Origin of the sequence: Aquamicrobium lusatiense (assembly GCF_014201615.1) — a bacterium.
Taxonomy (GTDB): domain Bacteria; phylum Pseudomonadota; class Alphaproteobacteria; order Rhizobiales; family Rhizobiaceae; genus Mesorhizobium; species Mesorhizobium lusatiense.
This window is the reverse complement of sequence record NZ_JACHEU010000001.1, coordinates 1,343,305-1,356,556: the sequence shown is the minus strand read 5'-3', so window position 1 is coordinate 1,356,556 and position 13,252 is coordinate 1,343,305. Positions and strand designations below refer to the sequence as shown.

The 13,252-nt window shown below is 61.2% G+C and carries 13 protein-coding genes; 7 read left to right on the top strand and 6 right to left on the bottom strand.

The window, feature by feature from the left end:
- Nucleotides 1–53: 53 nt before the first annotated feature.
- The 3 genes from HNR59_RS06515 to HNR59_RS06505 all read right to left on the bottom strand — a co-directional run bounded on the left by HNR59_RS06515 (nt 54) and on the right by HNR59_RS06505 (nt 3,585).
- On the bottom strand, nt 54–917 hold the full coding sequence (locus tag HNR59_RS06515) for a helix-turn-helix transcriptional regulator (protein ID WP_183827563.1): 864 nt from the start codon (nt 915–917) through the stop codon (nt 54–56).
- 64 nt (nt 918–981) lie between these two features.
- On the bottom strand, nt 982–2,238 hold the full coding sequence (locus HNR59_RS06510; RefSeq protein WP_183827561.1) for a cysteine desulfurase-like protein: 1,257 nt from the start codon (nt 2,236–2,238) through the stop codon (nt 982–984).
- 159 nt (nt 2,239–2,397) lie between these two features.
- A complete protein-coding gene (locus HNR59_RS06505) occupies nt 2,398–3,585 on the bottom strand; it encodes a hydantoinase/carbamoylase family amidase (protein ID WP_210307221.1) in 1,188 nt (395 codons plus the stop codon).
- Between the two features lie 176 nt (nt 3,586–3,761).
- On the opposite strand from HNR59_RS06505, the gene HNR59_RS06500 reads away from it, so the two are divergent.
- The 7 genes from HNR59_RS06500 (at nt 3,762) to HNR59_RS06470 (ending at nt 9,677) form a co-directional block, all read left to right on the top strand.
- Nucleotides 3,762–4,670 (top strand): LysR family transcriptional regulator, encoded by a 909-nt coding sequence (locus HNR59_RS06500; protein ID WP_183827555.1) that lies wholly within the window; start codon nt 3,762–3,764, stop codon nt 4,668–4,670.
- A gap of 123 nt (nt 4,671–4,793) precedes the next feature.
- Nucleotides 4,794–5,804: a dimethylarginine dimethylaminohydrolase family protein gene (locus HNR59_RS06495; RefSeq protein ID WP_183827552.1), complete on the top strand. Its 1,011-nt coding sequence runs from the start codon at nt 4,794–4,796 to the stop codon at nt 5,802–5,804.
- Between the two features lie 95 nt (nt 5,805–5,899).
- Complete coding sequence (locus HNR59_RS06490) at nt 5,900–6,757, top strand: ABC transporter substrate-binding protein (protein ID WP_183827550.1); 858 nt, start codon at nt 5,900–5,902, stop codon at nt 6,755–6,757.
- Between the two features lie 5 nt (nt 6,758–6,762).
- On the top strand, nt 6,763–7,641 hold the full coding sequence (locus tag HNR59_RS06485; RefSeq protein WP_210307220.1) for an amino acid ABC transporter permease: 879 nt from the start codon (nt 6,763–6,765) through the stop codon (nt 7,639–7,641).
- The gene (locus HNR59_RS06480; RefSeq protein ID WP_183827547.1) at nt 7,638–8,417 is read left to right on the top strand and encodes an amino acid ABC transporter ATP-binding protein; all 780 of its coding nucleotides are present in this window, start codon (nt 7,638–7,640) and stop codon (nt 8,415–8,417) included. Before HNR59_RS06485 ends, HNR59_RS06480 begins: the two co-directional genes overlap by 4 nt.
- A gap of 16 nt (nt 8,418–8,433) precedes the next feature.
- The gene (locus HNR59_RS06475) at nt 8,434–9,378 is read left to right on the top strand and encodes an arginase family protein (protein ID WP_183827544.1); all 945 of its coding nucleotides are present in this window, start codon (nt 8,434–8,436) and stop codon (nt 9,376–9,378) included.
- Between the two features lie 158 nt (nt 9,379–9,536).
- On the top strand, nt 9,537–9,677 hold the full coding sequence (locus tag HNR59_RS06470; protein ID WP_183827541.1) for a hypothetical protein: 141 nt from the start codon (nt 9,537–9,539) through the stop codon (nt 9,675–9,677).
- On the opposite strand, the gene HNR59_RS06465 is transcribed toward HNR59_RS06470, so the two are convergent.
- The 3 genes from HNR59_RS06465 to HNR59_RS06455 form a co-directional block, all read right to left on the bottom strand.
- Nucleotides 9,674–11,647 (bottom strand): sigma-54 interaction domain-containing protein, encoded by a 1,974-nt coding sequence (locus HNR59_RS06465; protein ID WP_183827537.1) that lies wholly within the window; start codon nt 11,645–11,647, stop codon nt 9,674–9,676. The two genes, HNR59_RS06470 and HNR59_RS06465, sit on opposite strands and share 4 nt — an antisense overlap.
- Nucleotides 11,648–11,717: 70 nt before the next feature.
- On the bottom strand, nt 11,718–12,434 hold the full coding sequence (locus HNR59_RS06460; RefSeq protein WP_183827534.1) for an ABC transporter ATP-binding protein: 717 nt from the start codon (nt 12,432–12,434) through the stop codon (nt 11,718–11,720).
- Nucleotides 12,431–13,246 carry an ABC transporter ATP-binding protein gene (locus HNR59_RS06455; RefSeq protein WP_183831392.1) on the bottom strand — a complete coding sequence of 272 codons (816 nt, stop codon included), beginning with the start codon at nt 13,244–13,246 and terminating at the stop codon, nt 12,431–12,433. The genes HNR59_RS06460 and HNR59_RS06455 overlap by 4 nt, the downstream gene beginning before the upstream one ends.
- Nucleotides 13,247–13,252 lie beyond the last annotated feature (6 nt).

Here is a 13,252-nt window from a genome sequence, read left to right as displayed (position 1 = left end):
ATCAAAGCCTCATACCTGCTTGTTATCCACCCAAAGGAGGAAGCGCAGGATAGCTACATTCGATCTCCCGCCAGCACATCCTTCTCCTGAAGCGAGCGGATGAACAGCGAGAACAGCTCCTGCTGCGTGGCAAGGCCGAGCTTGGCATAGAGGTTCTGGCGGTGGGTCTTCACCGTGGTGATGGAAATGCCGAGGTTGCGGGCGATGGAGTCGCCCGAATGGCCCTTGAGGATCATGTGGGCCACCTCGCATTCACGCGGGCTGAGCGTGCCCTTGCCGAAGTCTACGAGCAGATGATCGAGCGGCGAGATGCGACGCTCATTCCGGGCCGGGCGCGGGCGATGCCGCCAGATGGCGCGAAAGACGGAACCGACAAGCGGCTCCACGGCACTGAGGACTGCACAGTCCTGATCGCTGAAGCCACCCCGGCTGGCGAGCCGGTACAGGCTGATCTCTCCCAGTTCGGCCTCGGGAAGCTCAATGGCGATCACCACTTCCTCCCGGCCCGCAGGCCAGCCCCAGGTGCGGTAGCCAAGCTCCTCGTCGGAATATTGGCGCACCTTGAAGCGGCTGTAGTGGTCGGAAGAGAAATAGTTGTCAGGGGCCAGATCGCGCAGGCGGTACACGCCCGCCTTCAACCCGGCCAGATAGGCATTGTAGACCGGGTTGAGGATATAGGTTCCGTCGAGATAGAGGTCCATCGCCCGTCTGGTGGTGGGATCGTCGAACGTGTCTCCGATATGATCGGGCGGCCCCTCGCGCCGGTAGGCGACCGACATCACGAACTCGAACGGCACGATGCTTCTGATGGCTTCGAACAGGAGCTGCGGGGCGTCGGCACGGTCGCAACGGTCGAGCGCCCGCGCGAGGCGGGCGCTGAATACGGCTACTGCGCCGCTGTCACTGTGCAAATCCAACCGATCCAATTCCCTGCCCGGATCGCCATCAGGCGATTGCTGGGCAGGCTAGCACGTCGGCCTTCTACGCAACAAGCTCGGCAATGGCGGCCAGCGTGCGCTCCACCTCGTCGAGCGTATTGTAATGGGCGAGCCCCAGCCGCACGACGCCTTCATTCTCGGCCAGCCCCAGGAGCCGCGACGGTTCGAGCGCATAATTGTGCCCCGACCATGCCCAGATGCCCTTCCCCGCCAGTCCCTCAGCGATCGTGTGGGTGGACAGGCTTGCATGGGTGAAGGACACGGTGGGCACGCGGTGCTTCAGGGCCGCCGGATCGGTGATACCCTGCACGGTTACGCCCGGCAGCGCCACCAGCCCTTCGATGAGCCTGCGGGTGAGACCATCTTCATAGGCGGCAAAGCTGCGATAGGCGCCAAGCAGCTTTTCCCGGCGCGACCCGGCATGACCCGTGGCCTCGCCAAGCCATTCGACATAGGAAACGGTGGCGGCAAGGCCGGCAAGCAGTTCCGTCTGCGGCGTGCCGGCCTCGTAACGCTCCGGCAGGTCGTCGCTGGCGCAGCGCACCTTGTAAGGCTCGAGCTTGGCCAGAAGCTCTTCCCGGCCCCACAGCACGCCAAGATGCGGCCCGAAGAACTTGTAGGACGAGCAGACAAGGAAATCGCAGCCCAGCGCATGCACGTCAGGCAGGCGGTGCGGCACAAGCTGCACGGCATCGACATAGACCAGCGCGCCAGCCTTCTTCGCCACTGCGGTGAGAGCCGCCACATCGTTGACCGAGCCGGTCATGTTGCTGGAGAAGTTGAGTGCCAGAAGCCGTGTACGCTCGCTCAGAAGTGGTTCCAGATCGGCCGGCTCGATACGCCAGCTCTGGCGGTTGAACGGCAGCCATTTCACCGTCAGGCCAAGATCGCGGGCCAGCAGCAGCCACGGTGACACGTTGCCCTCATGATCCATCTGCGTGAGGATGATTTCGTCGCCCGGCCTGAACAGCCGGCCGATCGAGCGCGACAGATGAAGCGTCAGGGCCGTCATGCTCTGGGCGATGACGATCTCGCGATGCGAGGTCGCTCCCAGCATGTCGGCCATCGCCTCATGCGCGGCCTGCCAGATCGCTTCGGCCCGCTTCGAGCCCTCGAAGAAACCGCCGAGATTGTGGGTGGCGCCGGCCATGGCCGCGGCGACCGCGTCGATCACCTGCTGCGGAACGAGGGTGCCTGCGGGATTGTCGAAATAGACCGGCGGATTGTCCAGCTTCGATATGGCCGGAAAGCAGCTGCGCACCTGGTCTATGGGAAAAGCAGGAAGTGTGTGAACGGTCATGGCTCGCCTCGGTATGGAAGAAAGAGCGCAGCTCGCGCTGCGGTCTTTCTGTCTACTTCAGCGCACGGTGATCTGACATCATACCGAAGGGGGAGGCGTGCCATGCGATCCGGCATCTCCGCATCAGGCAGGCGTTGGCCGCGGGGCCTTCTTTGCCGGTCAAATCCGCTCACCCAGTCTGGCGACAGCCATGGCCAGCACCTCACCACCCAGCGCCAGATCGTCTCTGTCGGTGTCTTCGGAGAAATTGTGGCTGATGCCACCCCTTGAAGGCACGAACAGCATGGCCATTGGCATCACATTCGACACACAGGCTGAATCGTGCAGGGCGCCGGAAGGCATCCGGCGCCATTTCCCCGGCGCAAGTTGCGCCGCCGCCGCTGCCAAAGCTTCCACCAATGCCGCATCCGACCGGGTCGGCGCGATCAGATCACAGCCGAAACGCTCCCATTCGAGACCGAGATCTGAAGCAGCCTCGCCTGCGGCGGCATAGATGATCTCCGTCATGCGGTCGAGCCGGGCAGTGTCCGCATCGCGCCACTGGATCGTGAAATCCACCCGGCCCGGAACAATCGAATTGGCGTTGGGGTGAAGGTCCACATGCCCGACCGTCCAGACGGTGGCCGGGGCGGCCACCTCGGCCAGTCTCTCATTGATCAGGGAAACAAAGCGGTTCAGACCCTGAAAGGCATCGCGGCGCAGATGCATCGGCGTCGTCCCGGCATGGTTCTGCTCGCCGAGGAAACTCATCTTCTCGGTTCGGATGCCGACGATGTTCTCCACGACGCCGATGCGCTCGCCGGTTGTATCCAGTATCGGCCCCTGCTCGATGTGGATTTCGAGGAATGCCGAAAAACGGTCGGGAGAGACTTCGCGGGAAGCCGGAAGGCCCTCCCGCTCCAGCCGGGCCTGCCCGAGGCGCAGCCCGGTCACGTCACGGCTTTCATCGGCTTCGTCCTGCGACATCAGCCCTGCCCAGACACGGCTTCCGGCAAGGCTGGAAAAACGCCCTTCTTCATCCTGAAACGAAACGCAGGCCACGGGAGGACCGCCCCGTTCCAGGCTTGCCCGTGCGATTTCGAGCCCGACAATCACCCCGTAAGCGCCATCCAGCCAGCCGCCTTCGGGCTGGGTATCGGAATGCGAGCCGACCAGAATGCATTTATCCTCGCCGGGCGGCAGGCCGAAGACATTGCCGATGGCATCGACGCAAACCGCCAGCCCCGCCGCTTCCATGCGCTCGACCAGCCAGGCCCTCGCCAAACGATCGGTTTCGGAATAGGCCGGGCGCACCACGCCGGTTTCCACCGCGCCGATGCCGCGCAGCGCGTCCAGATCCGCAAGCATGCGCCGAGTGTCTATCGTAAAGCCGGCCATTGTCGATTTCATCCTCCTGAGGGAGGCAGCGGCAATCTCCCCCGGAACACCGCATGCCTGCAGCGGTGAGCCTAGGGGCTGCGATGTTGCGAAGAAAGGTTCAAGATGATTAGTTCACTTGCTGTTTCGCGCAAGTGAGAGTTCGCATGGCCCGCTTCCTGACTTCCAGCTACGATGTACGCCACCTGCGTACCTTTCTCGCCGTCGTCGAGCATGGCGGCCTGTCTTCGGCAGCGTATCGTCTTGGTGTGAGCCTCTCCAGCGTGAGCCGCGACCTCAGCGCGTTTGAAACGCGTCTTGGCCTTGAATTGTGCAGGCGCGGCCGATCCGGTTTTTCGCTCACGCCGCAGGGCGAGGACGTTTATCAGGCCGCAGTCGGCCTGCGGTCGTCACTACAATCTTTCGAGGAGACAGTGGAAAATACCCGCCAGTCTCTGGGCGGCACGTTGATGCTTGGCACGATCGACAGCGTGATCACCAATCCGAACGCCGGCATAGTGGCGGCGCTCGCCCGAATGCACCGCATGTTCCCGGACATGCAGGTCAGCGTCAGCATGCATACGGTTTCCATCATCGACATGTATGTGAGGGACAGCAAGCTCGATGTCGGCATTACCGGCCAGCCCGAGGATCTGGAGCAACTGGTTTACGAGCCTGCATTCATTGAGAGTCATCAGCTCTATATCGCGCGCCATTCCCCCTATTTTGATCTGGCCTTCCATATGGATGAGCGGCCGCAGAGCCAGATGCAGCAGCGCATCCCCTACATTGCGCGGGAATATCGCACCGATATCTTCAAGGCTTTCGAGCGTGAATATCCTTTTCAGGTGGTCGCTCGCGGCAGCACTCTGGAAGCCATTCTGGCCTCCGTTCTGGCCGGTGTGGGATGCGCACTGCTTCCTTCTCACCTTGTACAGAGCACGGGTGATATCCAGTTAGTCGAAATAAAGACACGTCACACGCCTATCGATGTGCAGTTCCATTTCGCCTACCGTCGCGATGCAGCCAAACGCCGGGCGATCCGGGCCATGCTCGACTGCTTCCGCAAACGATAGCCGCCTCAATTCCGGCGCCTGCCCATAACTTGCACTTTCTGCAAGTTCGATTGCGTCCTTTGGACTTTCGGAAATCCTCATTTCAGTGAACGCTTACGCACCTTGCAATGTGTGGAGGAATGCATGGTTGCTTCGGCGTCGGCGACGGTGGATTCACCGCAGGACCAGATTTATGTGGAGTCCGAATGGGCAGCACTCCGGGAGTGCGTCTATGGATCACCCGAAACCTGGGTTCTTCCCGTTTTCCTCAGCGATGTGAAGCTCCGTGCGCAGGGCGAATTCGGCGAGTTCTGGGCGAACAACCAGGGCCGTGACGTCAAAGATGCTTGGCCGGAGCTGTTTGCCGAATTCAGCAGCCAGATCAAAGGCGCGATCAGCCTGCTGGAAAGTCATGGCGTCAAGGTTCATGTCGCTGGCGAGATAAGCGCCGAAAACCGCAAATATCCACGCGGACAGGACCATGGCGTTTCCACACCATGGATGCGCGATCCGTTCGTAACCATTGGCAACAACGTTATTGAACTGGCGCCGCGCAGTTTCTTCCACCGCCGCCAGCGCTTTGCCATCCGCGAAATTCTCGCCGCAACCATGGACCGCGGCGCGCGCTATTTCTCCCAGCCTGACGGCGGAGCAGACGATTACAATGAAGGCCCCGGCTGGGGATATCTGGAAGGCGGCGACGTCTTCGTGCTGGGCAAGGATGTCCTGGTCGGCAATTCGGGCGGCTGCAGCAATCCGGAAGGCGCGCGCTGGCTGCAACATATGCTCGGTCCCGAATACCGGGTCCAGACGGTGAAGATCGATCCGATGTTCCCGCATCTCGACTGCGTGCTGATGACGCCGCGCGAAGGCGTTGCAGTCGCGTGCATGGAGGCGCTGCCTGAAGGTCTGCCGGCTTTCATGAAGGACTGGGATGTCTTTTCCGTTCCGAAGAGCCTCGCCAAGGGACACATGGGCTGCAACAATCTCGTGCTTGACGACCGTACCGTCGTGGTTCCCTCGGAAGAGGCTCTCAACCCGGTGGCGGAAGCGCTTTCTGCCCGTCAATTTGAGGTCATTCGCATTCCCTATCGCGTGCCCTGCATGGCCGGCGGCTCTTTCCGCTGCGCCCATCAGCCGCTTATCCGCATCTAAAAAGCAAAAGAGGAAACAACCGCGCCGTTGCAGGCGGCACGGTTGAACCCCAGACAGAAACGGGTTCCCATAGCCCACAGCCGGAGGAAAAACTTATGCGGAAACTAGCATCTCTGCTTCCCGTCATGGCGCTGATGTCATGCGTGGCATTTGCATCGCCCAGCCTTGCCGCCCCTGACGAAAGGCTTCCTGACGCCATAAAGACATCGGGTGTTCTGGTGCTGGGAACGACATCCAGCATTGGCCTGCCATGGACCGGGATCAAGGAAGGCACCAGCGACGTTTATGTCGGTGTCGAACCGGACCTCGCCGCCGAGATCGCCAAGCGTCTGGGTTTGAAGCTTGAAGTCAACAATCTCGGCTTCGATTCCCTCATCCCCAGCCTTGAAGCCAACCGCATCAACATCATCATGTCCGACATGCTGGACACGCCGGTCCGCCAGAAGAAGGTCGACTTCGTCGACCACATCATGGGTGGCTCCGCAATGTTGCAGAAGGCCAACTCTGAACAGAAAATCGCTTCTCTCGATGACGTATGCGGCCTGAAGGCTTCGGCGCTGCGCGGCTCCATGGAATCGCTTTCGATTTCCGCACAGTCGGAAAAATGCGTCGCAGATGGCAAGCCAGCCATCGACGTCCAGCTCTTCCCCGACACCAATGCGCAGATTACGGCACTGACCAGCAGTCGCACCGACGTGGCGATGAGCGACCTCATCTATGTTGGCATGCTGGCCAACAAGCAGCCCGAACAGTTCAGGATGGTTGGCGAGCCGTTCAACTTCGGCCCGTGCGGCATTGCCGTGCCGAAAGGCTCGCCGCTCGGTCCGTTGATCGCCGAGACGCTTGATACAATGATCGCCGACGGCACCTATGCGGAGATCATGGAACGCAACGGCTTTATCCAGCAGTCTCATGTCACCAAGGCCGTCATCAACGGCGGCGCCAGCCAGTAATGGTGATGACCAACAAACAGGCTGGAGTGCCATCCGTGCTTACGGACGAGCAACTCGCATCGGCGCGGCTTTTGCCGCGCCGACAGTCATGGACCTGGGTGGCGGCGGTGGCCGTCATCCTCGTGCTTGCAAATGCGCTCTATTCGATCCTCACCAATCCGGGTTTCGGATGGCCCGTCGTCGCCGAATATTTCTTCTCGCCACAGGTTATGGCAGGCCTCGTCACCACACTGATGCTCACGGCGATTTCCATGACGCTGTCGCTCGTGCTCGGGATCATCGTTGCGGTTTCCGCAGCCAGCAGCAATCCGGTCCTGTCATCGGTCGCGAAAGGCTACATCTGGATATTCCGCGCCATTCCGCTGCTGGTCCAGATCATCTTCTGGTACAATCTGGCGGCCCTCTATCCCAGGCTGGGCCTTGGCCTTCCCTTCATGCCATCGTTCGTTGAGGTCGACACCAACAGCGTGATAACCGCCATCAGCGCGGCCATCATCGCCATGTCCCTTAACGAAGGCGCCTACATGGCCGAAATCGTGCGCTCGGGTCTCAACTCGGTGGATTCAGGTCAGCGTGAGGCGTCCCGTGCGCTTGGCATGTCGTCATGGGACTCCTTCCGGCGCATCGTGATGCCGCAAGCCATGCGCGTCATCATTCCACCCACCGGAAACGAGACGCTGTCCATGCTGAAATATACCTCGCTGGTGAGCGTCATTGCCCTGCCTGACCTGCTCTATTCGACACAGCTCATCTCCTCCCGCAACTTCGAAGTCATCCCGATGCTTCTCGTCGCCAGCCTGTGGTATCTGATCGTCAGCACGATCCTGATGATCATACAGTCCGGTATTGAGCGGCATTTCGCGAGATCGGTGGTGCGTCCATGAGCGGCTCCGCAGTGAACCCGATCCGCGCACGCGGTATCCGGAAATCGTTCGGCGCACTGGAGGTGCTGAAAGGTGTCGACCTAGATCTGGCCAAGGGTGAAGTGCTGTGCATCCTTGGACCATCCGGGTCGGGCAAAAGCACCCTGCTTCGCTGCATCAACCATCTGGAACGGCCCGACGGCGGCATGATTGAGTTCAACGGCGTGCCCGTGGGCTATCGTCGCTCTGGTGATGCCTTTCATGAACTGCCCGAGCGCGAGATACAGAAGCAACGCGCAGCCATGGGCATGGTGTTCCAGCGCTTCAACCTGTTTCCGCACCTGACGGCACGCCAGAACATCATGGAAGCGCCTAGGCGGGTTCTTCGCCTCTCAGCGGCTGAAGCCTCGCAGCGCGCCGAGCGGCTCATGAAGCAGGTCGGTCTTGCAGAAAAGATCGACACCTATCCCGGCGCCCTTTCCGGCGGCCAGCAGCAGCGGGTTGCCATTGCGCGGGCGCTGGCGATGGAACCTTCCGTCATGCTGTTCGACGAGCCGACATCCGCACTCGACCCCGAACTGGTGGGCGAGGTTCTCGACGTCATGCGCTCGCTTGCCGATTCACATGCGATGTCGATGATCGTTGTGACCCACGAGATCGGCTTTGCCCGCAGCGTTGCGGACCGCGTCATGTTCATGGACGGCGGCGTCGTGGTGGAACAAGGCAAGCCACAGGATGTGCTGGTCAATCCCGAGCACGAGCGAACCCGCACCTTCCTGCGCAGAATTCTAGAGTAACATTCGGATTACAGTCATGCTCTCCCCTTCCCTTCCCACATTTCTGGGCTCTGAAAACAGTTCCGATCCGGCCGGCGTCAGGACACCATACGCCTTCCTCGGCATACCTTACGGCCCCTCATACGAGGCCTGGGAACTGTCGGCTGCCGCCGGCAGCGCCGACAAGGTTCGCGCTGCCGCGGTGGATCACGCCTACACGCGATTTCTCACGCACTGGAATTTCGACATCGGCGAACCGCAGTTCGAGGATGGCAAACCGAACCTGACCGACCTCGGCAACATTGCTGCAAATGTGAGGGATCCCGAATCCATCGTCGCGGATGCGGCAGCAATTCTCGGTCCGCTGGTAAAGGCCGGTGTCGTGCCGGTCGTGATTGGCGGCATGGATTCGGTACCTCCCATGCTTGTTGCCCCCTTCGACGGGCAGGAGGAGATCAACATTCTCCAGATCGATGCCCATATCGATTTTCGTGACGAGATAAACGGCCGGCGCGACGGTTTTTCCAGCCCCATGCGGCGCATCCGGGACTATGCCTGCGTCCATGATCTGGTCCATGTCGGAGCCCGCTCCATCGGCAGTGCCCGCCGTGAAGAAGTGGAGGCGGCGCTCAGCGCCGGCAACAGGATTGTGACCGCCTGGGATGTCCATCAGGATGGAGCAAAAGCAGTCGCCGACTCTCTCGATCTTTCCAGACGATGGGTCGTTTCGCTGGATTGCGATGGCATGGACCCGTCGGTGGCCCCCGGCGTGGGCGCAATCGAGCCCGGCGGACTGACATTCATACAGACGGCAATTCTTCTCAACCATCTCGCCCGGAACAACCGGTTGGCTGGCATCGTGTTTACGGAATACCAGCCCGCAAAAGATGTGGGCGGCGCAACCGCACATGTCATCACGAGGCTGATACTGGGCATTATCGGGCTGCAGCGGCAGCCACAGGCGATCCAGCTGCAATCATAGCGGCAGAGACACCGGATCGCGGTGACGCGCGCGTCAAGCTGCTGGAGAACCCACTCGCTCCTGCCGAAGCCTTTGCGGATGCTGCCGCAACGGCTTCTGACAAGGATACGGCTGACCGCAATGGTCCGCCGTCGATGGGAAGCGGGAATTTCGCGGACATGCTTGCCTGCGTTCCGGGCGCGTTCCTGCGCCTCCACCATTGCAATCCGGAAACGCTGCCCGGCCCGGAAACTCGCCTCGATCTGACACTCAAGCCCCCGGCGCTGCGATTTTCGCACGACTTCTCGGGCAGCCGCTAAAACTGGCTGCCGGTGCGTTCCAGCCTGATGCCGTGACGCTTGATCATGCGATAGAGCCGGGGCTTGGTGGTGCCAAGCAGTTCTGCGGCCCGGGTTACGTTGTAGCGCGCCAGTGCAAGAGCGTTTCGCACGGCGTCATGCTCAAGCTCGGCAAGCGTGAGCACCGGATCAGATCTGGCCGGGTTGCCGGCGGGCGCCGAACCATGGCCGCGCTCTTCGCCCGCGAGTTCGACATCGCTGTCGATGAGAGCATCGTCGGAGAAATTCACCATGCGTTCCACGACATTCTGAAGCTCACGCACATTGCCGGGCCAGGAATAGGCTTCCAGCCGATCGAGAACCCTTTCGGCAAAGCCTTTTGCAGGCTTCTTCAGCAGGTGGGCGTAGTGATGCAGATAATGCTGCAGCAAAAGCCGGATATCGCCTTCCCGATCCCGGAGAGCCGGAACGGTGATTTCGATCACGTTGAGGCGATAGAACAGGTCCTCACGAAACAGCCGGGCCGCAACAAGGTCGCGAATGTTCTGGTTCAGGGCCGCGACGACCCTGACATCCACCGGCAGAGGGTCCGACGCACCGAGACGCGTCACCTCACGCTCCTGCAAAACACGCAGAAGCTTTGCCTGCACGTCCATCGGCATTTCTGAAATCTCATCCAGAAAAATCGTGCCGCCCGAGGCGATCTCGAATTTGCCCGGCCTGCCGGATTTGTGCGCGCCGGTGAAGCTTCCGGGCATGTAGCCGAAAAGCTCGGCCTCGATGAGGTCACGCGGCAGCGCCGCACAGTTAACGGCGACGAAAGGTCCGCCGGAACGTGCGCTCGCCAGATGAATGCCCTGCGCGAACAGTTCCTTGCCGGTTCCGCTCTCGCCATTGATGAGCACATTCGATGAGCCGACCGCCGCCTTGCGTGCCGTCGCCACCGCGTGCAGCAAGGCGGGTGAGCGTCCGATGATGCTGTCGAAGGAGTAATGGGCCTGGTTGCCGCCAAATTTCTGGGTGACCCTGGCAACGCTGCCGAACTCCCGGAACGTGTTGACCACAGAAAGAACGCGTCCGGCCCCGTCCTTGATCGGTACGGCCGTATCGACCAGATGCAGGTTCGCGAACTCGTTTCTGATGCGAACCTCTTCGTCGGAATAGCCGATGCCGCTTTCAAAAATCGGCGCGATGACCGGTTCAAAGCCCAGAACATCGGCAAGCCGGCGGCCGATCGACTGCTCCGGATCGACCTTCAGGATGCGGCAGGCCGGCAGGTTCATATATTCGATGACGCCTGCCCGGTTCACGACCATGGTGCCGTCCTTCATCGCGTTGGCTATGGCCTTCTGTTCGGCGAACAGCCGCTCAAGATTGGTGTTGGAAATGTCGACCTGAAGCATCAGCTCAAGCATCATCGCCGAAATCGCGATCACCGAACGGGCATCGCCGGGATTGCCGTCCGCCTGCATGAGCAGCCCCAGCCCGCCCAGCGGTTCTCCGTTCTGCGCCAGCAGGGGATGGGCGAAGATGACGATGTCGTGCAGGGCCTCTACCGTATGATCCGACGTTCCGGTCCGGGCCGGGGCACGGTCCCGCAGGCAAAGATCGAGCGCGTTCGAGCCTGCATGGTCCTCAAGGAACGACATGGCGCTGCGCCATCCCGAGCCGGCCAGCCGCCGGGTAATCACCTCGCCGCCGTCGAAGGCTGCGAGCGTGCCGGCGGCATCGATCAGCACACAGATGCATTCGTCGGGGTTTCCGGCCAGAGACCGCAACTGAGGCCCGATTTTCCTGATCGACTGGACAAGCGCCTCCGACATGGCAGGCGCGGCGTTGTCCGCAGGCCGGCTGAACCCTCGCGACTGCGATATGTTCTTGCTGCGCAGCCTTTTCCAGGAGCGCCCGATCTCGCGGGAAACACAGCCGTCCGGCAGTTCCGTCAGCTCGCCTGACAGAAACCTCGCCTGTAGTTCCAGTATCTCGGGCATTTCCGGCATTTTCCTGAATTCGGCACGATATATTACGGACGATAGAGTTTGTGCCGCCATTGTTCGGGGGTCAACCGCCGCCCTCCAGATATGCCGCCCTCACGGCCGGATCCGAGAGCAGGGCCTGCGATGTGCCCGAAAGATGAATGGTGCCCGTGACCATGACGTAACCCCGGCTGGAAATCCTGAGAGCATGGAAGGCGTCCTGCTCGGCGAGCAGGATCGATGTGCCCAGATTGCGGTTGATCTCGACCAGCGTCCGAAAGATCGTCTTTGCGATCTGCGGAGCCAGTCCGAGCGAAGGCTCGTCCAGCAGCAAAAGCCTTGGCTCCGACATCAGCGCGCGCCCGATGGCCAGCATCTGCTGTTCGCCGCCCGAAAGGGTTCCTCCCATCTGTGCCCTGCGCTCCGCAAGTCTGGGAAACAGATCGAACACCTTGTCGAGATTGGACCGCTGCGCGGCCTTGCTGGTGAGCCACCCGCCCATCAGCAGGTTTTCGGTCACGCTCATATGCGGAAAAATGCGTCGCCCCTCAGGCGATATCGCTATATTGCGCCGGGCGATGTCATGGCTTTCCAGCCCGGCAATGTTTTCACCGGCAAACGAGATGGTGCCGGCGCCGGGCTTCGGTCTGCCGCAGATGGTGGACATCAGCGTGGTCTTGCCCGCGCCGTTGGCGCCGATCAGCGCCACGATCTCCCCTTGAGCCACATCGAGCGATACGCCCTTCAGGGCTTCGATGGCGCCGTAAAAGGCCTGAACATTTCTCACAGAAAGCAGGGTCATGCCTCAATCTCCCGGCCTGTGGTGTCGTCCCCGATAAGGTCGTCGAGATCGTCGTCCTGTTCGGCGCCGAGATAGGCGCGGATAACGGCCGGATCGTTTCGGACTTCCTGAGGACTGCCCTGTGCAATCTTGCGGCCGTAATCGAGGACGATCACGTGGTGCGAGATGTCCATGACCATTTTCATGTCATGCTCGATCAGCAGGATTCCGACGCCGAATTCGGTGCGCATTTCCTCCAGAAGTTTCGCAAGCTGGACCGATTCCGCGCCATTGAGGCCGGCAGCAGGTTCGTCGAGACAAAGCAATCTGGGGCCGGTACACATCGCGCGGGCTATCTCCAGGCGGCGCTGGTGGCCGTAGGGCAGCGATCCGGCTTCCTGATCGGCCCAGTCCTCAAGGTCGAGGCGCTCGATCCATGATGCCGCAACGTCGATCGCCTTTTCCTGTGCCTGCCTGTAGGCGGCTGAATTCCACAATCCGCCCACTGCCGGAAACCACGACCGGTGAAGCGACACATGCTGGGCGACAAGAAGGTTCTCCAGAACCGTCATGCGCGCAAAGAGCCGGATGTTCTGGAAGGTTCTTGCCACCCGGCCACGGGCATTGATCCTGTGGCCGGTCATGCGGGTGAGTTCAAGCGTGCCTGTGTCATCCGACAGGCTGATGCTGCCGCCGCCCGGCCGGTAGAAGCCGGTCAGGCAGTTGAAGACGGTCGTTTTGCCGGCCCCGTTCGGGCCGATCAGCGAGGTGATCTTTCTCTGCTCGGCCTCGAAACTCAAAGCATCGATGGCCGTCAGCCCGCCGAAGCGCATGGTAAG

Bases quoted from the DNA above. Each gene is read 5' to 3' on its own strand.
- HNR59_RS06510 (WP_183827561.1), bottom strand. From the start codon at position 2,238: ATGACCGTTCACACACTTCCTGCTTTTCCCATAGACCAGGTGCGCAGC.
- HNR59_RS06485 (WP_210307220.1), top strand. From the start codon at position 6,763: ATGACCAACAAACAGGCTGGAGTGCCATCCGTGCTTACGGACGAGCAA.
- HNR59_RS06500 (WP_183827555.1), top strand. From the start codon at position 3,762: ATGGCCCGCTTCCTGACTTCCAGCTACGATGTACGCCACCTGCGTACC.
- HNR59_RS06455 (WP_183831392.1), bottom strand. From the start codon at position 13,246: ATGCGCTTCGGCGGGCTGACGGCCATCGATGCTTTGAGTTTCGAGGCC.
- HNR59_RS06465 (WP_183827537.1), bottom strand. From the start codon at position 11,647: ATGCCCGAGATACTGGAACTACAGGCGAGGTTTCTGTCAGGCGAGCTG.
- HNR59_RS06460 (WP_183827534.1), bottom strand. From the start codon at position 12,434: ATGACCCTGCTTTCTGTGAGAAATGTTCAGGCCTTTTACGGCGCCATC.
- HNR59_RS06505 (WP_210307221.1), bottom strand. From the start codon at position 3,585: ATGCTTGCGGATCTGGACGCGCTGCGCGGCATCGGCGCGGTGGAAACC.
- HNR59_RS06480 (WP_183827547.1), top strand. From the start codon at position 7,638: ATGAGCGGCTCCGCAGTGAACCCGATCCGCGCACGCGGTATCCGGAAA.
- HNR59_RS06490 (WP_183827550.1), top strand. From the start codon at position 5,900: ATGCGGAAACTAGCATCTCTGCTTCCCGTCATGGCGCTGATGTCATGC.
- HNR59_RS06475 (WP_183827544.1), top strand. From the start codon at position 8,434: ATGCTCTCCCCTTCCCTTCCCACATTTCTGGGCTCTGAAAACAGTTCC.
- HNR59_RS06470 (WP_183827541.1), top strand. From the start codon at position 9,537: ATGCTTGCCTGCGTTCCGGGCGCGTTCCTGCGCCTCCACCATTGCAAT.
- HNR59_RS06495 (WP_183827552.1), top strand. From the start codon at position 4,794: ATGGTTGCTTCGGCGTCGGCGACGGTGGATTCACCGCAGGACCAGATT.